Here is a 20,296-nt window from a genome sequence, read left to right as displayed (position 1 = left end):
GATGGAAGGAATATTTGATCTTTAATTTAAAATTTAAACTATGCGTGAAAATATAAAGGCGGTGGGGGCGCTGATGAAGCGGGAGATTCGGATGCTGGCAGGGCATCGGATTTACTGGTTCGTGATGGTTTTTGCCCCGCTGTTTTGTTTTTTGTTTTTCATGGATTTGTTGAAGGACGGGTTGCCGAAGAAGTTGCCCGTGGCGGTCGTGGATGAGGATAACACGACGACTTCACGTTCGTTGGTGCGTTCGCTGAATGCTTTTGCCCAGACGGATGTGGTGATGCGGTCGGCGAATTTCAGTGAGGCGAGGGAGGCTTTGCAACGGGGGGATGTGTACGGGATATTTTATATCCCGGCGAACTTCCGGCGGGATGCCTCGACGGGGAGCGAACCCGTGTTGTCGTTCTACACGAATGATACCTATTTTTTGGCGGGTTCGCTGCTCTACAAGGATATGCGTATGCAGGCGAATCTGGCGAACGGGGCGGTGCAACAAACTTTATTGTTGGCACGAGGGGAGAATCAACCCGTGTTGACGGCGAAGTTGATGCCGGTGGTGTTGGATACTCACCCGTTGAATAACCCGTGGTTGAGTTACGCCATTTATCTGGCGAATTTCCTGTTGCCCGCGTTCCTGTGTATGTTCGTGATGTTTACCACGGTGTATAGTATCAGCGAGGAGATTAAGCAGAGGACTTCGAGGGAGTGGTTGAGTGTCGGGAACAACTCGATTGTCGTGGCGTTGTTGGGTAAATTGCTCCCGCAGGCGATTATTTTCACGATTATGGGTATGTTGTATCTGTCTATCCTGTACGGTTACGCTCATTTCCCGTTGAATAGCGGTTACTTCCCGATGTTTCTGGCGATGGTGCTGATGATTCTTTCGGCGCAGTGTTTCGCGTTGTTCGTGACGGGGATTAGTCGGCGCAGTCGGATAGCATTGAGTGTATGTGCCTTGTGGGGAGTGTTGTCATTCTCTATTTGCGGTTTCACGTATCCGGTACGTTCGATGCCGGAATTGGCGCAGCTCGGTTCTAACCTATTCCAGATGCGTCACTATTTTTTGATTTACGTGGATCAAGCTTTGAATGGTATACCGATGATCTATTCATGGCAGAATTACGCGGCATTGGTTGTGTTCCTGTTTTTGCCCCTGTTTATCCTGCCGAAATTGAAGTTGGATTTGTTGGAGTTTAAATATATGCCGTAAGCCGCGGAGCGGCTTACGGGTTGCAGGTTACAGGTTGCATTTGCCTGCGGCAAGTTGCAGGTTGAAATCTAAAATCATAAATCATAAATCTAAAATGGAATGATGATTTTTTGGACAGATATATATTACGTTTTCAAACGGGAGTTTTACTCGATTTTTCGGGATCATGCCGTGTTGACGTTTTTTGTGGCGTTGACGTTGGGTTACCCGATCGTGTACACGTTCATTTATAGTAACGAGATCGCACGGGAGGTGCCTGTTGCCGTGGTCGATCATTCGAAGTCGGCGGCGAGTCGGGAGTTTATCCGGAACTGGGATGCGACGGCAAGCGTGGATGTCGTGGCACGTTGTGCGGATATGGAAGAGGCGAAGATTTTGATGTATAAAAAAGATATTTACGGGGTTCTGGAGATACCGGAGGATTTTAGCAAGAATATAGCTCTCGGGGAGCAGGCGCACGTGTCGCTGTTCTGTGATATGGGGGCTTTGTTAAATTACAAGGCTTTGCTTATGGCGGCAACGGATGTGGCTTTGCAAATGAGTAAGGATATCCAGATACGGGGTATGGAGTATGCCACGAAGATAACGGAAGAGATTAAAGCGTCGCCCGTGAAGATTCAGGACGTGAAGTTGTTTAATCCGCAGGGTGGTTTTACTTCTTTCCTGATTCCGGCGGTATTGATTCTGGTGATTCAACAATCTTTGTTGCTGGGAGTGGGAACGATTGCCGGGACGGAACGGGACAGGCGTCGCAAAAGAAGCCAGTTGCCCGTGGGATGTCATTTCTGTCGTCCCGTGCGGGTAGTGTTGGGTAAGGCGTTCGCTTATCTCCCGGTTTATTTTGTCATGGGGTATTGGGTATTTTTTATCGTGCCCCGTTTGTTTGGGATGACACAGATCGGGGAACGGGGGGAATTGATGTTGTTTTTGTTCCCGTTCTTGTTGGCGTGTGTCTTTTTCGCGATCGCGATGTCATTCTTGAGCCGGGAACGGGAAATGCCGTTTCTGATATTTGTATTCACGTCGGTACCGTTGATGTTTATTTCGGGGATCTCGTGGCCGAAGTCGGCTATCCCGGAGTATTGGGTATGGTTCGGCAAGTTGTTTCCCTCGTCGTTCGGGATAGACGGTTTCGTGAAAATTAATAACACGGGTGCCACCTTGTCAGAGGTATTGCCGGAGTTCTGGGGATTGTGGATTTTAGTGGCGGTTTATTTTATTGTGGCATGTTTGTTGTATAAAATAGAGTATAGAAAGCTAAAAAATAAAAAAGATTTAGTGGTTTCGTAACCGGGACAGAAAGATACTGAATCTGAATGTTTAAATGAAAAGATGATGAAAGGTGTTGTGCTTCCCCTGCTGGGGATCGTTTTATTGTTGTGTGCTTGCGGGAATAATAAGTCCGGACAAGAGCGTACGAGAGCAACGGTGAAAGCCGATACGGTGAGAGATTACCGGGGAGAATTGTCTGTTGTTTATCCGGGGAAGGTTAAGGCTGCTTCGGAGGTGAAATTGTCATTTCGGGTAGCGGGTCCTATAAAAAACGTGTTCCCGGAGGTGGGGGCATTCGTGAAAAAAGGTCAGTTGCTTGCGCGGATAGACCCTCGGGATTACGAGATACAGTTGTCGGCGACCGAGGCGGAGTATAAGCAGGTGAAGGAGGAAGCCGGGCGGGTGATGGAACTGTACCGGCGGGGAAGTGTTCCCGTGAATGACTATGACAAGGCGGTGTCGGGAATCAACCAGATTACGGCGAAGTATAACGCGCATAAAAATGCGTTGGAGGATACGCATCTGACGGCTCCTTTTGACGGGTATGTACAGCATAAATATTATGACGCGCATGAAACGGTAGCGGCGGGTTATCCGGTAGTGTCGATGATTAACAGTAATTATTTTGACGTGGAGATTGATATTCCGTCAAGTGATTTTGTACGGCAGGATCAGTTTAAGGAGTTTTTTTGCACGATAGATGTATTTCCGGGAAAGGAGTTTCCTCTTGAATTGATAGAAATCACGAGAAAGGCTAATTTGAATCAGCTTTACCGGATGCGGTTGCGTCTGAAGCCGGTGGAGGGGTTGGATATTGCTGCCGGAATGAGCGTGAACGTGACGATAAGTTATAATCCTAACATGGATGCACTGGTGATTATGCCGTTGTCCGCGATCTTCGAGGATAACGGACAGGCTTCCGTGTGGGTGTATAATCCGGGGAAACAGGCCGTGGAGAAACGTCCCGTGCAGTTGAAGAAGTTATTGAGGACGGGTGAAGTGATCGTTTCCGAGGGATTGGTTCCCGGTGAGATTGTCGTTTCGGCAGGTGTGCATAGTTTGAAGGAGGGGATGCAGGTGGAGTTGTTGAAGCCGGTATCGAAGACGAACGTGGGGGGGCTGCTTTAATTTTAGATTTAAAATTTTAGATTTAAGATTCGGCAGCTATGCTGCCGTGAACAAAGCGTCCCGCGGTGCCCATTGACCTTATAAACTTTATGGACTTTATAAACTTTATGAACTTTAAACGTTGCGAAGCAACAAAATATGATGAATCTCGCGGAATATGCATTGAATAATAAGGCGCTGGTGAAGTTTTTTATTGCCGTACTGGTGATTGGGGGTATTTTTGCTTTTATCTCGATGAGTAAGCTGGAAGACCCGGAAATCAAGGTGAAACAAGCTATGGTGGTGACGGTTTACCCGGGGGCTTCGGCGCATCAGGTGGAATTGGAAGTGACGGACGTGTTGGAAAAATCCATCCGTTCGATGGGGGCTATCGGTAGTATAGAGTCGAAGTCGATGGCTGATTTGTCGATGATTACGGTGGAGTTGGAGAGTACCGTGGGACCGGATGAGTTGGAACAGAAATGGGATATTTTGCGCCGCAAGGTTACTAACGCGCAGGCGCAATTGCCGGATGGGGCACGGGCTTCCGTGGTGATGGACGATTTCGGTGACGTGTACGGGATGTTTTACGCGATTACGACGGACGGTATTGGTGACGAGGAATTGTTGGACTATGCCCAACTGGTGAAACGTGAATTGCAGGAAGTAGAAGGTGTCCGTCGGGTGGAGATTTACGGGAACCGGACGGCGTGTATCAATATAGAGATTTTGCAGGATAGAATGGCAAATCTCGGAGTGCATCCGATGGAGGTGCTTGCCACGTTGAATAACCAGAACAAGACGGTGTATCCCGGTTATTTTAACAGCGGGGATCAGCGTTTGCGGGTGGCGGTCAATGATAGTTATCATTCGGTAGAGGATATAAAGAATCTGATTATACAGGGACACGAGGACGATCAGTTGCGCTTGCGGGATATTGCCAGCGTGACGGAAGGATACGAGGAACCTTCCCGCAACGAGATGCGCTATGACGGGAAACGGGCTTTCGGGCTTGCCGTGTCCATGGAGAAAGGCGGGAATATCGTGAGTCTGGGAAAGAAGGTGGATCGGGAACTGGAACAACTGAAAGAATCGAGGATTCCCACGGGTGTTGAGTTTCACAAGGTGTTTTTTCAGCCGGACAGGGTGAATGACGCGATAAGCGTGTTCATGGTTAACCTGATCGAGTCGGTGGTTATCGTGATTCTGGTGCTGATGCTGACGATGGGATTCCGGAGCGGTGTGATTATCGGTACCGGGTTGGTGATTATCGTGCTAGGTTCTTTCGTGGTGCTTTATTTGTTTGACGGGACGTTGCAACGGGTGTCGTTGGGTTCTTTGATCGTGGCGATGGGGATGCTGGTGGATAATGCAATCGTGATTGTAGACGGTATCCTTGTCGATCTGGAACGGGGGGTGAAGCGTCCGGCGGCGTTGACGAATATAGCGAAGAAGACGGCAATGCCTTTGTTAGGAGCCACGTTGATAGCGATACTGGCGTTTTTCCCGATATTTATATCCCCGGATACGACGGGGGAATATGTGCGGGATTTGTTTATCGTGCTGGCGGTGTCGTTGTTGTTGAGTTGGGTGCTGGCATTGACGCATATACCGATTCATGCGGATCATTCTTTGAAGGTAAAAGCCAAGAAGAGCGGAGAGCAGTTGTATGACAGTAAGATATATCGTTTGTTCCGGCAATTCCTTTCTTTTATGCTTTGGCACAAGTCGATGGCTATCGGGGTGGTCGTGGTGTTGCTGGCGATCACGGCTTTCCTGTACCGGTATATCCCGCAGGGTTTTTTCCCGGATTTGAGTTACACGCAGTTATATATAGAATTCAAGATGCCGGAGGGCACGAGAGTGGAGCGGGTGGAATCCGATTTGGCGGAGCTCGAGGACTATTTGATGAACCGCCCCGAGGTGACACACGTGACGACGAGTATAGGGGGTACTCCTGCCCGCTACAATCTGGTACGGTCTATTGCCGAACCGTCGATGAGTTACGGGGAGTTGATCGTGGATTACACGACCCCGGAGGCGTTGAAAGAAACGATGGAGGAGATACAGGATTATCTCACGGCGAATTATCCGGACGCTTACGTGCGGATGAAGCGGTATAACCTGATGTACAAGAAATACCCGATAGAGTTGATGTTCACGGGACCTGATCCGGCGGTGTTGAAGGAGTTGACGGAGAAGGCGGAGCAGATCATGCGGGATGAACCCGCGGTGATGCTGGTGACGAATGATTGGGAGCCGATGACGCCGACTCTGATGGTGAATTATTACCAGCCTATTGCCCGAGCGATTGGTCTTTCCCGTTCGGACGTGGGACTTTCCATGCTTTCCGCCACGGATGGAATGCCTATCGGCTCGTATTACGAGGGGGTGCATGCCAAACCGATTTATCTGAAGAGTCTGGATAGTAAGGGCGAGAAGGTGGAAGCCTTGGATAATATTCCCGTGTGGAGTATGTTGCCCTCGACTGCCGCTTTGAATGAAGAAACGCTGAAAGGTTTGTTGATGGGGACGACTTCGGGTGAAGATTTGTTGTCACAGACGATCGGTTCGATTCCGTTGAATCAAGCTACGCGGGGAATCACGATGAAGTGGGAAGATCCCGTGGTGCGTCGCTATAACGGGCAGCGTGCTTTGCGGGCGCAATGTAATAATGCCCCCGGGTATACAGCCGAGAGCGCCCGGAAGCTGTTATTGGCGAAAATCGACACGATAGCGTTGCCGGAGGGTTACGCGATGCAATGGTTGGGAGAACATAAGGCGAGCGGGGATTCCATGCGTTACTTGTTTGCCAATATCCCGCTGGCGGTAATTTTGATGATCGCTATATTGATCATGTTATTCAAGGATTTCAAGAAACCCGTCATTATATTCTGTTGTTTGCCTTTGGCGGCAATCGGTATCGTTTTGGGAATGTTGATCAGTGGCAAGGAATTTGGTTTCGTGGCGATAGTCGGGGCGTTGGGGTTGATCGGTATGATGATTAAGAACGGGGTGGTGCTGTTGGATGAGATTGGGTTGCAAATTGCTTCCGGGAAGGCTCAGACACAGGCATTGCTCGATTCGTCTTCTTCTCGTTTCCGTCCGGTGATGATGGCGTCGCTGACCACGATTCTGGGAATGGTACCGTTGCTGGGTGATGATATGTTCGGCTCGATGGCGGTGACGATTATGGGCGGTTTGTTGGTGGGGACGGTGATCACGCTGGTGTTTATCCCCGTGTTGTATGCCGTATTTTTCAAGGATAAAAAAGTAACAGGTAAAGAGTTATGAGATACGCGTTAGTAATATTGTTGTCGGTTGCCTGTAGTTCGGTTTTCGGACAGGTACATCTGGATTTGAAGAAATGCCGGGAAATGGCATTGGAGAGCAGCAAGAAAATGGCTATTGCCGTGAAGCAAGAGGAAAAGGCGGAAGCGGACAAGAAGTCATATCGAGCCAATTTCTTGCCTAAAATCTCGGCGACGGGCTTGTATGCTTACATGCAGAAAAAGACTTCGTTCACGATTGACGGGGGGTATTTGCCGACATTCGTGCCTCAATTGGACGGGACGTTGAAGCCGAATTATTTGTTGAACCCGTTGACGAACGAGCCGTTGATCGGACCGGACGGGAACCCGATATTTAATCAATATGCTTTTATGCCGGATATTGATTTGGAATTAGGCTTGCGGGGGGCGTATTCGGCGGGAGTGATGTTGGAACAACCCGTTTACATGGGTGGAAAGGTACGTTCTGCTTATCGTATGGCTTCTATCGGTAAAGAAATGGCAGAGATTAATAAAGAGTACAGTCGGGCGGAAGTGATTACCGAGGCGGACGAGGCGTACTGGCAATATTTGCGGGTGGTGGAGTTGGTGGCTTCCGCTGGGAAATATAAATTGGTGGTATCCGAGCTGGTGCGCAACCTGACGGATGCTTTTGAAACGGGGATGGCTTCCCGTAACGATTTGCTGAAAGCACAGGTGCGTCTGAATGAGGCGGAGTTAATGTTGCAAAAGGCGGAGAACGGGAGAGCTTTGTCGGGTATGAATCTTTGTCGGGTGATAGGCATAGATCTTCATTCCGCGTTGCTGGTGAATGATTCTTTGCAGGAGAACGTGACGCCGGGGGTATTGGACAGCAATGAAGGGGTGGAAGGACGCCCGGAATATAATTTGTTGGAAAAAGAGGTCGAGTTGAAGAGCAGGGAGGTTGCCTTGACACGTTCCGATTTCTTGCCTGAATTAGGGGTATCCGCATCATACGGGTATCACGGGGGTATCTCGTTGAACGGGAAGTCCACGGATGTTTCTTCTTTTTCCGCGATAGCGTCATTGAAGATTCCTATATACAATTGGGGTGAAGGAAGAGGTAAAATCAAGGCGATGAAGGCAGAAGAGGAGATGAGCCGATTGAAAAAAGAGGAGATGACTCAATTGATGTTGCTGGAAATAGCCCGTGCCCGTTATAATATCGAGGATGCCCGAACGAGGGTGACTCTGACTCGCAAGTCTTTGAGTCAAGCGGAAGAAAACCTGACCGTGAGCAAAAACCAGTACGAGGTGGGAATGGAAACGATTACCAATTATCTGGAAGCACAAGCCCAATGGCAGAAGGCGTGGAGCGATTGGATCGATGCCAAGGCCGAATTGAGATTGAGTGAAACGAAATATCTGAAGGCGACGGGAAGACTGAACTGATTTTGGATTGAATGATTCCGTGATTCGGTGATTGCTGACAGCCGTGTGAGGGGAAAGTAACGTGTGATCATGCAAGAAGAGTACATCGTGATTTATGAAGAAAGATGCTCATTTACTTGCAATTGTATTTTATTCTTCCTATCATTGTGAAAACGTGCGCGAAGCCCTTGACTAATAAGAACTTTTAAATGCTGTCATCATGAATCTTCACAATTTGAGAACGGTTGCCGCTTACAACTCTAGGTTATTGCTGCGGAGTTGGTTGTTTCGAATCTTCTTTTTACTGACGTTCTGTTGTATTATTTTATACCAAATATTGATTCAGTCGAATCTTTTTATGCTATCGAATAGCGGGTTAATTAGCCTGTCTTCGTTTTTCCCTTACATGAATGCTTATTTGTTCGCGGGATTGCAGGCTATTCCGTTGATATTTCTGGCGGGAATGTTTCTGACGAAGGAGAGGAAGCTGGATTCGATGGACACGATCTATTATCGTCCGGAGAGTAATGCCGAGTATGTATTGGGCATGGCTGCCGGGTTCGCGGGGGTGTTTACCGTGATGGCGATTGTATCTTTGTTTTTCGGTTCTTTGCTGCATCTTTTTGCCAGTAGCTCCCCGATGAACGTGTGGATATATTTGTTTTATCTGGTTACTTTGATTATTCCGGCATTGATTTTCATGGTTGGACTCTCTTTCTTTATCCATACTTGGGTACGTAATCAGGCTTTGAGTATTTTACTCCTTTTGATGGTTGTCGGATTTACGATTTTTTATGCCGGGGGCATGGGACAAGGTGTTTTCGACCCGTTCGGGCATAGCTTGCCGAATACTTTCTCGAGCGTGACGGGACATTCGGATTTGACCGGTTATCTTTTACAGCGGTTGTGTTGGTTACTTGTCGGTTTCGGTTTGCTCGGATTCACGGTGTGTTTGTTCAAGCGACTTTCCAATCGTCCGGTGAACCGGGTACGCGTGATGGGACTTTCTATTGCTTGCATGATAGCGGGTGTTATGGCGGGAGGTCTTGTTTATTCTTTTCACTCCCAAAAAATCTCCGTGAGAAAGGTTTACACGGAGACTTACAATAAATATAATAACGTGCCGAAAGGCAGCGTGACACGTCATGATATACGTTTCGAACAACAAGGTGATGAAATGAGCGCGAAAAGTACTCTATTGATACAGAACCGTACACGGGAAACATTACCGGAGGTTATTCTTTATTTGAACCCGGATTTGGAGGTGCTTTCGATCAAGGGGGATTCGGATTTATCGTTCGAGCGGGAGCAACAAGTGATTCGGGTACGAAGGGAATTGCAACCTGACGAGGAGATCGTGCTGACGGTAGTGTACCGGGGTGGAATAGACGAGCGGATATGTTACTTGGGAGTGCCTGATGATATCGTGTTCGAGCAGGAAAGTAATGCTTATTTGAAATGCCGCTACGGAAAGAGGTTCATGTTTTTGGATAAGAATTTCACTTTTCTGACACCGGAATGTCTGTGGTATCCGACAACGACACCGCCCGTGAATCCGGCTCACCCGTATGACGTATCTCCGGAGTTCACGTTCTATTCGTTGCAAGTATCGAACCCGGGCGAACGGACGGTTATTGCACAAGGGGATGAGGAAAAAACGGATAACGGGTTACATTTCACGAATCACCTTCCATTGCCGGGAATTTCACTTTGTATCGGCGGTTACGAGAAAAGGGAGATAACCGTTGATTCCGTGCGGTATGAACTTTATCTTTTCAAAGGGCATGATGATATTTTGAGGGGCTTGGAGGCGTTGTCTGATTCATTGCCCGGGTTAATCCGGGAGATGCGGGAAACTGTCGAGTATCAGATGCGTCATTCTTATCTTTATTCCGGTTTGAAGTTGATTGAAACGCCGATAACTTTAGCGAGTTTTTTTCGGCAGGAAAAAGGGACGAGTGAATATATCCAACCCGAGATGGTTTTTCTGCCGGAACGGGGAGTCGGGGTTTGGTCTGATCACAAGGCGGTAATGGAAAGGACAATGAAGATGCTGGCTTCCGTCGCCGGTTTTGATAATATATCCGAGATGGACAGACTCCGGCAGACGGTTCATGGGAGGTTAACGAATTTATTGACAAGTGCCACAACCATGAATTATGATCGGGGGCAGATACTTATGCGGTGGTTTGGTCCTTCGGCAATCAAGAATGTGGCAGGAAACAGTTACTCGACACGCAACAGTTTGTATTATGCCGCTTCTATGTTTTACGATTATTCGCTTTGTTTCCGGTCAGGTGATTATCCGATTATTAACGCGGTATTATTGAACATATTAAAGAGTCGCTCACGAGATTATTCCGGCCAGATGGCGGAAGAACGTGCTTTGAATTACCTTTCTTCTCATAGTTTTGAAGAGGCTTTCCATGACGGAGAACTTGATCCGGTTGTTTTGTTTCGTGTATTACGGATGAAATCAAAAGAGTTGGTCAGGAGATTGGCTTTAGGAGATATGACAGAAGAGCAGGTCGTCGATTTCTTGGATGGATATATTGCGACGCATCGTTTCCAAAAGATTGATTTCGACCAGTTTGATGAAACCTTTGCACGGGAATTTGGCGTCCGTTGGCGGGATGTATTGCCTTCTTGGTACACGAATAAGCGATTGCCTGAATTTTGGATAAAAGATTTTAAAGCGGAGTCCGCGGGTGTAGATAAAGAAAAGGCGGATGAGATGAATCGAATTTTATCTCTTATAGGTAATGGAAGCGTGTATATAGATGGATTGGGCGGTAGTGCCTCGAGGGTGCGTCTTACTATTTTTAATGATAGTGATGTGGACGGGGTGGTATCTATCGAAGCCCGGAAGACAGAGGGGCGTCCCTCTTCCGGCGGTTCCGCTTGGAATTTCGGAAGAAGAATGGAAGAGTCTACCATCACTCGTAATTATTTGATAAAAGCAAAGAGCGGGAAGGAGATCGTGACTAATTTTGACGAGGGTATGATTACTTTGAATACTAATCTTTCTTTGAATATTCCGACAACTCTGAGTGGAGAGAGAGGGGGTACGACAGATGATAAAACCGGCGATAACGAGAGAGAGCTCGGGCGCTCTTATTTTCTCCTCGGTGAAAACGTGACCGTGGTAGATAACGAGGAAGAGGGTTTCCGTATTGTACAGTCTTCATCCAAGAAGCGGTTACGCGATTTGTTCGCCAAGGAGCCGGAGAGTAAATATCTGCGCCAGAATAGGTCGATACAGCTCATGGATGGAGTGGAAGTACGACCGGGATACGTACAAAATGAGAGTGCCTACGGGCTTTCCAAACGTACTCATGCCTTTATGATGCAAGGCGGGGGTGCAAGTATGGAGTGGGTTACCCGGATCGAAAAGGAGGGCGAATATGATGTTTATGCTTATATTCCGCCAAAGATGAGTGCTTATAGAGTCGATAAGGAAAAGCAGGGAAAAGGTATAACCGCCGGTTTTTCCATGGTGACCGCATTTTCGACAACAGAGAGTGATGCGGGATTTAGGCAATATTATACCTTGACAAATGGCAATGAGGAAAAAGAGGTTGTCGGGGAGTGTGACGGGACATTCGGTTGGATATTATTAGGACGATACCGGCTTTCTCCGGGCGAATGTAAAGTCGTGCTGACTGACGAGGGGGAGGCGGATCAGGTGCTTTTAGGTGATGCCGTCAAGTGGGAATATATAGAGGATAAATGATTTTATCGAAACTTTAACACGGGCTTTTGAGTATATATAGTCGATTTAAATGACATATATATGAACAAGACAGTGTTTTCGGTATTGAAATGGGCTTCCGTGTCGGGACTTTTGTTGCTCGTGTTTTCCTGCCGTAGGGCTACGCCCGGTTTGGAGATAGCGCAACTGGTAAAGACAGCGGAGGTGCAGAAGTATGAAGGGGAAAGTAGTACGACTTTTCCGGGGAAGATAAAAGCGGCTTCCGACGTGCAGCTGGCTTTCCGGGTAGCGGGTCCTATTTTACGTTTCAACACAGAGGTGGGAGAGTATGTGCGGAAGGGGCAAGTGCTGGCAGAGATAGACCCTAGGGATTACAAGTTGCAGTATGACGCCACGAAGGCGGAGTACGAGCAGGTGACGGGAGAATCGGATCGGGTGATCGAGTTGTATCACCGGAAAAGTGTCCCTGTAAATGATTATGACAAGGCGGTTGCGGCGAAGCAACGAATCGCGGCATTGTATCATGCCCACTTGAATGCCTTGAATGATACGAAACTGAAAGCCCCGTTTGACGGGTATATTCAAAAGAAATTCTTTGATGCCCACGAGATCGTGAACACGGGGACTCCCGTGCTGTCCATGATTAATAATGATTACTACGAGGTAAATATAGATATACCTTCCAGTGATTTTATCCGTCGGGAGAGTTTCGAGGAATTTTATTGCGAGGCGGACGTGTACCCGGGGGTAAAGATTCCTTTGGAATTGCTGGATATGACACAACAGGCGAATTACAATCAATTGTTCAAGGTACGTTTCCGGATGAAACCGGAGTCCGATCTGAGTCTGGCGGCAGGGATGAGCGTTAGCGTGACGATTCGTTTTACTCCCGGGCAAGCAGGTCTTGCTGTTGTTCCCATTTCTTCCCTTTTCCAGAAAGAGAATAAGTCGTATGTATGGGTGTATGACACCGCGAAAGAGGTCGTGGGGATGCATCCTGTTCAGATTGTGGAACTGCATAAGGACGGACAGGTAATTGTCGAATCCGATCTGTCGGACGGGACGGTGATTGTTTCGGCAGGAACCAATACCCTTAAAGACGGACAGAAAGTACGGCGATTGACTCCCGTGTCTTCTTCCAACGTGGGAGGACTGCTTTAATTTTAGATTTAAGGATTTTAGATTTTAGATTGAACTCCTCCGTCGGCATAGCCGCCTCCTCCTCTATAAACAGAGGAGGAGCGGTGAATCTTACCGAAGACGGTGAGTATTTTAGCTCTCCCTCTGTTTATAGAGGGAGTCCCCGAAGGGGGAGGGAGTTTGAAATTAACTTGCAACTTGCAACCTGATAACTTGCAACGTTGCCTAGCAACAATATATTATGAACTTTACGGAATATGCATTAAAGAATAGAGCTTTTGTCTTCTTCTTCGTTTTCGTTTTGGTAGTGGGGGGAATATACTCGTTTTTCACGATGAGTAAGTTGGAAGATCCGGCGATTACCGTGAAGCAGGCTATGGTGGTGACGGCCTATCCGGGGGCTTCTGCCTATCAAGTGGAGTTGGAAGTGACGGACGTACTGGAGAAAGCGATTCGTTCCATGGGCGATTTGGACCACGTGTCCTCACGTTCGATGGACGACGTGTCGGAGATTATGGTGGAGTTGAGCAGTACGGTTCCGTTAGCGGAATTGCAGCAGAAGTGGGATATTTTACGAAGAAAAGTGATGGGTGTACAATCCCAACTCCCGGATGGTGCCCAACCGTCTATTGTTATGGATGATTTTGGGGACGTGTACGGTATGTTTTATGCCATGACGTCCGACGGTTTTGATTATCAGGAGATGTCCGACTACGCCGAACTCGTCCGGCGTTCCGTGCTGGATATTGACGGGGTGAGCAGTGTGGACGTGTATGGGGAACGGCAATCGTGTATTAATGTCGAGTTCTTGGAAGACAAGATGGCAAACATGGGAGTTCACCCGGCAGAGATAATCATGACGCTCAACGGACAGAACAAAACCGTGTACTCCGGTTATTTCGACAGCGGGGAGAAGCGGGTACGTGTAAACGTGAACGGGGCGTATAAGGCGATCGACGACATCCGGAACTTGCTTATTAAAGGGCACGAGGAAGATCAGATACGGCTTTCGGACGTGGCGCGAATCACGAAAGGATACGTGGAACCCCAACGGGAAGGCTTGATATATGATACTTTACCGGCAATAGCTATATCCATTGCCATGGAAACCGGGGGAAATATTCTCGAACTGGGTAAAAAAGTGGATGACAAGCTGGCAGAATTGAAACAAGAGATTATTCCGGCGGGGATAGATTTCCAGAAGGTTTTCTTTCAGCCTGCCAGAGTACGGAGTGCCATTAACGTGTTTATGGTCAATCTGATCGAATCGGTGATAATCGTGATTCTTGTCGTGATGCTTTTCATGGGTTTCCGGAGCGGATATATTATCGGGACAGGATTGGTGATCGTGGTTTTAGGATCGTTGCTCGTGTTATACATGATGCACGGTACGTTGCAGCGGGTTTCGCTCGCTTCTTTTATCGTGGCGATGGGAATGCTTGTCGATAACGCTATCGTGATAACGGACGGTATTCTGGTCGATTTGAAGAAGGGAATCCCGAAACCCGCTGCGCTGGTTAATATCACGAAGAAGACCGCTTGGCCGTTACTCGGGGCAACAACAATCGGTATCTTGACTTTCCTGCCGATATTCCTTTCTCCCGACACGACGGGTGAATACGTTCGGGATTTGTTTATCGTGCTGGCAGTTTCCCTGTGGTTGAGTTGGATTCTTGCCCTTGCTTTCGTGCCAATCCAAGCCGATCGGGCTTTGCGGGTGAAACCGGGCGAGGTGGAGGACGAGCAGAAGATGTACAGTACCCGGACGTACCGGGCGTTTCGTTCCACGCTGCAATTCTCGGTACGCCATCGGGTGTGGGTACTTGGCGGGGTGATTCTTGTACTTGCCGTCAGTGTATATTTGTTCCGATTCATACAACAGGGCTTTTTCCCCGATTTGAGTTACAATCAATTGTATATAGAATACAAGATGCCATACGGTACGAACCCTCAAACGGTGAAACGTGATCTGGCGTCGATACAAAGTTACCTTTCAAGTCAACCGGAAGTCACGACCGTAACCACGAGTCTTGGGGGAACCCCGTCACGTTACAATCTGGTACGTACGGTCGCCGAACCCGCGCTCAGTTACGGGGAGTTGATCGTGGACTTCACTTCCCCCGAAACCCTGAAAGCAAATCTCGATACCTTGCAGCGTTACCTTTCCGAGCATTACCCGGAGGCATACGTGCGGATGAAGCAGTACAACCTCATGTACATGGATTTTCCCGTGCAGTTTATGATTACGGGACCCGATCCCGCCGTGTTGAAAAGGCTTTGTGCCCAAGTGGAGGAGATCATGAAAGAGGATTCAACCACGGTATTGGTGACGAATAACTGGGGACCTACCACCCCCGTGCTTAACGTGGACTACTATCAGCCGATTGCCCGGGTGGCGAATCTTTCCCGCGAGGACGTGGGACTGGCTTTATTGGCAACGACCGACGGGTTGCCCGTGGGTTCCTATTACGAGGGAGAGCATGATTTGCCCATATATATCAAAAGTATCGGGAAGGATCGGCAACGTCCCGGAAAGTTGAATAGCGTTCCGGTGTGGAGTCTGGTGCCCTCGACCAATATGTTGAATATTGAAACGGTGAAAGAACTGATGGCGGGGATGATATCTCCCGACGAAGTGATGACAGCCGTGGCGGGTTCTACCCCGTTGAATCAAGCTACAAACGGTATTACGGCCTCGTGGGAGGTTCCCGTGGTGCGTCGTTACAACGGGCAGCGTTCCATCTCGGCCGAATGTAACAATGCCCCGGGATACACGGCAAACGACGTGCGTAACAGTCTTTTGCCCAAGATCGAGCAATTGAATATCCCGCCGGGTTATTCCACGGAATGGCAGGGGGAATACCTCGCGAGTACGCAATCCAAGCAATACCTGTTCAAGAATGTGCCTCTCGGCATCGTTCTCGTGTTGGCAATTCTTATTGCCTTGTTCAAGGACTTCCGTCGTCCGCTAATGATTATTCTTTGTTTGCCGCTTGCCATTACCGGGGTGGTACTCGGGATGCTTCTGGCGGGCAAGGAATTTGGATTCGTGGCTATCGTGGGAGCCCTCGGGTTGGTCGGTATGATGATCAAGAATGGCGTTGTACTTGTCGATGAGGTGGATATCCAGATTCGATCGGGGAAAGATAAAGTGCTCGCTTTACTTGATGCTTCGTCTTCCCGTTTGCGTCCGGTATTTCTGGCGGCAATGACTACTATTCTCGGTATGATTCCCTTGATTAACGATGATATGTTCGGCTCGTTGGCGGTAACTATCATGGGTGGATTGTTTATCGGTACGGTGGTAACGCTCGTTATCCTGCCCGTGTTGTATTCTCTCTTTTTCAAGATAAAAATGGAGCGGAAAAATTAAAATCATAGTATCATGAAATATTGTATCATTATAATAATCTTTTTGGCTGCATTTCAGACATCTCGTGCCCAGCAGAAACTGGATTTGAAGCAATGCCGGGCTATGGCGCTTGATTACAGCAAACAACTTTCCATCGCCGAGCGGCAGAAAGAGAAAGCGATTTGGACAAAGAAAGAGTACCGGGCGAACTATTATCCTCGTCTTTCTGCTTCGGGAACGTATTTCTACTATCAGAAAAAACAGGAGTACAAATTATCCGGGGGATACCTCCCCACTTATGTGCCGGACGAGAGTGGCAAGTTGCAGCCGAACGTGATCATGGGGGGTGACGGCAAACCGGTCATGGGTACTGACGGCAAGCCCCTTTTTCACGAGTATGCCTTTTTGCCCGATATCCCGATTACCCTTTCGATGAGAGGGGTATATATGGCGGGAGTGCAATTACAGCAACCGATCTTCATGGGGGGTAAAATACGGGCGGCACATCAGGCGGCTAAATTCGGTGAAGAGTTGGCGGATGAGAATATCCGGCTCAATCGTTCGGAAGTGCTTGTCGAACTGGAGCAGGCTTACTGGCAATATGTCCGTGTGCAGGAGCTGGTTTCTGTGGCTCGGAAATACAAAGAGGTCACGGGTGAACTGGTGAAAAACCTAGAGGATGCCCGTGACGCGGGTATGGCTCCGTTGAATGATGTATTGAAAGCGCAAGTGAAACACAACGATGCCTTGTTACAACTGCAACAAGCACAACACGGTCGGACGCTGGCAGGCATGAATCTGTGCCGTTTGATCGGGTTGGAGTTGAATACTTCTTTGGAATTGACCGATACTCTTTCGGGGACAATAACACCGGGTATTTTGTCATTACCGGATGAACTTAGTCAGCGTCCCGATTATAATATGCTTGAGAAACAGGTTGAAATGAAGCGTAAAGAGGTGAATGTTACCCGTTCCGATTTCCTTCCGCAAGTGGGTGTTATGGCAGGTTACAGTTACGGGGGCGGTTTAAAATTGAACGGTGATAATTCCAACTCTGCCTCTTTCAGTGCTATGGCTTCGGTTCAAATACCGATTTTCAACTGGGGGGAAGGACGTAACAAAGTGCGGGTAGCGAAAGCCGAGGAAGAGATTACCCGTTTGAATAAAGAGAGGATGAGCGAAATGATGCAACTGGAGATATCCGGTAATCGTTTTAAATTGAGCGACGCCCAGACTCGTGTAAACCTTACCCGGTCGGCTCTGGCACAGGCGGAGGAAAACTTGAAAGTTTCCCGCAACCAATATGACGTCGGCATGGAGAGTCTGACCAATCTTCTTGAGGCTCAAGCGCAATGGCAACAAGCATGGAGTGACTGGGTGGATGCCAAAGCGGCTTTGAAGGTTTGTGAAACGGAGTATTTGAAATCGTTGGGAAAATTAGAGTAGTTTGTAAGGTTTGTAAAGTTCATAAAGTTTATAAGGTTTATAGACACCTGCGGGGCGCTTTGTCCACGGCAGTTTGAGCTGCCGATAAGCACAGTCCGAAGGACACCCGTTACTTTATGAACTTTATAAACTTTACAAACCTTATGAACCTGATAAACTAAACACCATGAAAAACTTATTATTACTATTAGCGTTATTGATTGTCGGGACTGCCGTCGCGCAAGTCAAACGAATTAAAGGAACAGGGTATCTTTTAGTACAGGCGCGGGATGCCAAACAATCTTTTACGAAAGTTTCCGTGCAGCAGGGAATCACGTTGTACCTCAAACAAGGTACGGAATTCGGGATCACGATTGAAGCGGATGATAATATCATCTCGTACGTGAAAACGGAAATAAAGAACGGTCAGCTAAACGTGTTCCTTGATCCTAATGTCATCATTCGTAGTTTTACCGCTATGAATGTATCCGTGGCGGCGCCCGATATAACTGATATTAACGTGGAATCGGCGGCAAGATTAATCGGAAGTTCCCCGTTGAAAGTGAATAAATTGGATATAAATGCTTCCGGGGCAGCAGTCGTGAAATTGGAAGTAGAAGGAAAAGAGTTAGACGTGGAAGCCTCTAATGCCGCTAAATTGGAATTGAAGGGAGCGGTCGATCACTTGGAACTGGAACTTTCTTCCGCTGCAACTTTAAAAGCGTGGGATTTACGGGTAACCGATTGCGAAGCGGGAGTCAGCGGGGCAGCCAAAGCAGAGGTATACGTGTCGGGCACGCTGGAAGTGCAATTGTCATCGGCCGGATTGCTTATGTATGACGGCAATCCCCGTATCACGAAAAAAGATGTAAGTGGACGGGGCGCTCTTGTCAAAAGGAAGTAATGTGGTCTTCGAATATCACGACGGATGAGGCTTTTTCGGGAATGATCCGGTTGTGTTTCTCCACGGACATACTTCTGGATTTTAGTACTACCGGAGTTTTCCCGGGAATCAGAGCGAGAGTCGCGGCAAGCAACGGATCGTTTACATCGTCCAGTTCATACCGGTGCGGGAATGGTTCGGGTATATATTCTTTCGGTTGAATACCTCCACGTACGGATTCGCCGCGGCTATTCGTGTAGAGCAGGGATATCAACGTGATATTCCAACCTTGCAGGTCACTTTCCGTCGGGGTAAACGTGATACCTCCCATGTTTTTCCCGACAGTGGGAACACCAATGACATTAACTTCCATGTAAGGAGATAAAGCACTGATAAGCAATTCAGAAGCTGATGCGGTTTCTTTTCCTGTAATTACCCACAAGCGCGATAAGTTCAAGCGGGAATCGGCGGGAACCGTTTTGTCGAAACGTTCTTCCAGTTGTTCCGGTATATCTGCATATTTCTCTTGATACACGTCGTTCCATCTTTTGTGTATCAGAATTTCTTCACTTTCCACGACACTTTCCGGGGCTATAAGTGAACACAAGCGTTTAACAGCAAGCATATATCCGCCGGAATTATAGCGCAAGTCAAGAATTAATTCCTCGATACCTTCTTCTTTTAGTTTTTGGAAAACGTTGTTCAATTGAAGTAGTGAAGTGGTGTTACGGTACACGAAACTGGAATACGCAATATGACCGATCTTACGTTCCTCGTGGTCGATAACGCCGTACGCGAGTATAGGATTGATAGTGAAATTCTGTGCGGTCAGTTCTATCGTCTTGTAAGGTTCCGATACTTCATCCTCGGACAACCCGATAGATAAAACACTCTTGTAATAAAGATTTGTATAGTTTTCCGTGGTAATCTTCTTACCGTCCATTCGGGTAATCAGGTCGCCTCGTTTTATTCCTGCTTTTGCTGCCGGAGAATTGTCATACACGAAATTCACTTCGGCAATGATGTACCCCTTGTCTTCCCAAAAATTGAGATGATAACCGAATCCGTTCTCGTATCCGCTGGCATCGGCAATTTCACCGAATCCCTGTGATTTAGTGATACGTGACCATGGATCTTTCTCGTATTTCATGTTGGCGAAATAGGTTAACGGATCCAAATCTGCTTCTATCTTTTTATCCTTGACTTCATCTGCCCAGAAATACTGGTCTGTCATCTTGTCTTTCGTGAACGTGTTGATGCGCTCGTAGGTACGAGATGGGGGCGACGGTCGGACTGATGTGTCCTCGCAACCGATCAGAAGACCGATAAGAACCAGAAAGAAGCAAATTCTATACATATTTCATCGTTCTAATTACAAAACACAATATTACGGAATTTTGATGAATTTCCATGCACGAGAAAGTAAGAAAGTTTTATTGGTCTATATTTGTGCATATTTATCCAATAATCAAGCGAGGCTAATATTTTGTGATTCCCGAGAGATTCTCTG

The 20,296-nt window shown here is 47.8% G+C and carries 11 protein-coding genes; 10 read left to right on the top strand and 1 reads right to left on the bottom strand.

Annotated elements, in window-relative coordinates; translation table 11 throughout:
- The first annotated feature begins 40 nt into the window (after positions 1–40).
- The 10 genes from CS948_RS07325 to CS948_RS07280 all read left to right on the top strand — a co-directional run bounded on the left by CS948_RS07325 (position 41) and on the right by CS948_RS07280 (position 18,807).
- Positions 41–1,213 (top strand): ABC transporter permease, encoded by a 1,173-nt coding sequence (locus tag CS948_RS07325; RefSeq protein WP_099291059.1) that lies wholly within the window; start codon positions 41–43, stop codon positions 1,211–1,213.
- Positions 1,214–1,312: 99 nt separating this feature from the next.
- The gene (locus CS948_RS07320; RefSeq protein WP_099291058.1) at positions 1,313–2,503 is read left to right on the top strand and encodes an ABC transporter permease; all 1,191 of its coding nucleotides are present in this window, start codon (positions 1,313–1,315) and stop codon (positions 2,501–2,503) included.
- A gap of 42 nt (positions 2,504–2,545) precedes the next feature.
- On the top strand, positions 2,546–3,613 hold the full coding sequence (locus CS948_RS07315) for an efflux RND transporter periplasmic adaptor subunit (protein ID WP_099291057.1): 1,068 nt from the start codon (positions 2,546–2,548) through the stop codon (positions 3,611–3,613).
- Between the two features lie 141 nt (positions 3,614–3,754).
- Complete coding sequence (locus tag CS948_RS07310; RefSeq protein ID WP_099291830.1) at positions 3,755–6,886, top strand: efflux RND transporter permease subunit; 3,132 nt, start codon at positions 3,755–3,757, stop codon at positions 6,884–6,886.
- Entirely contained in the window at positions 6,883–8,295 is a 1,413-nt protein-coding gene (locus tag CS948_RS07305; RefSeq protein WP_099291056.1) for a TolC family protein, read from the top strand. Before CS948_RS07310 ends, CS948_RS07305 begins: the two co-directional genes overlap by 4 nt.
- 199 nt (positions 8,296–8,494) lie before the next feature.
- Complete coding sequence (locus tag CS948_RS07300) at positions 8,495–12,007, top strand: ABC transporter permease (RefSeq protein WP_099291055.1); 3,513 nt, start codon at positions 8,495–8,497, stop codon at positions 12,005–12,007.
- Positions 12,008–12,067: 60 nt separating this feature from the next.
- Entirely contained in the window at positions 12,068–13,147 is a 1,080-nt protein-coding gene (locus CS948_RS07295) for an efflux RND transporter periplasmic adaptor subunit (RefSeq protein WP_099291054.1), read from the top strand.
- A 220-nt stretch (positions 13,148–13,367) separates the two neighbouring features.
- Positions 13,368–16,499, top strand: coding sequence for an efflux RND transporter permease subunit (locus CS948_RS07290; protein WP_099291053.1), 3,132 nt, complete (start codon positions 13,368–13,370; stop codon positions 16,497–16,499).
- Between the two features lie 12 nt (positions 16,500–16,511).
- The gene (locus CS948_RS07285) at positions 16,512–17,924 is read left to right on the top strand and encodes a TolC family protein (protein WP_099291052.1); all 1,413 of its coding nucleotides are present in this window, start codon (positions 16,512–16,514) and stop codon (positions 17,922–17,924) included.
- Between the two features lie 166 nt (positions 17,925–18,090).
- Positions 18,091–18,807, top strand: coding sequence for a head GIN domain-containing protein (locus tag CS948_RS07280; protein ID WP_099291051.1), 717 nt, complete (start codon positions 18,091–18,093; stop codon positions 18,805–18,807).
- Here the strand turns inward: CS948_RS07280 and CS948_RS07275 are convergent.
- A complete protein-coding gene (locus CS948_RS07275; protein ID WP_099291050.1) occupies positions 18,794–20,143 on the bottom strand; it encodes a S41 family peptidase in 1,350 nt (449 codons plus the stop codon). The genes CS948_RS07280 and CS948_RS07275 overlap by 14 nt on opposite strands.
- Positions 20,144–20,296: the final 153 nt, after the last annotated feature.

The sequence above is a fragment of the Butyricimonas sp. Marseille-P3923 genome (assembly GCF_900184685.1).
Taxonomy (GTDB): Bacteria; Bacteroidota; Bacteroidia; order Bacteroidales; family Marinifilaceae; genus Butyricimonas; species Butyricimonas muris.
This window is presented reverse-complemented; position numbering and strand designations above follow the sequence as displayed.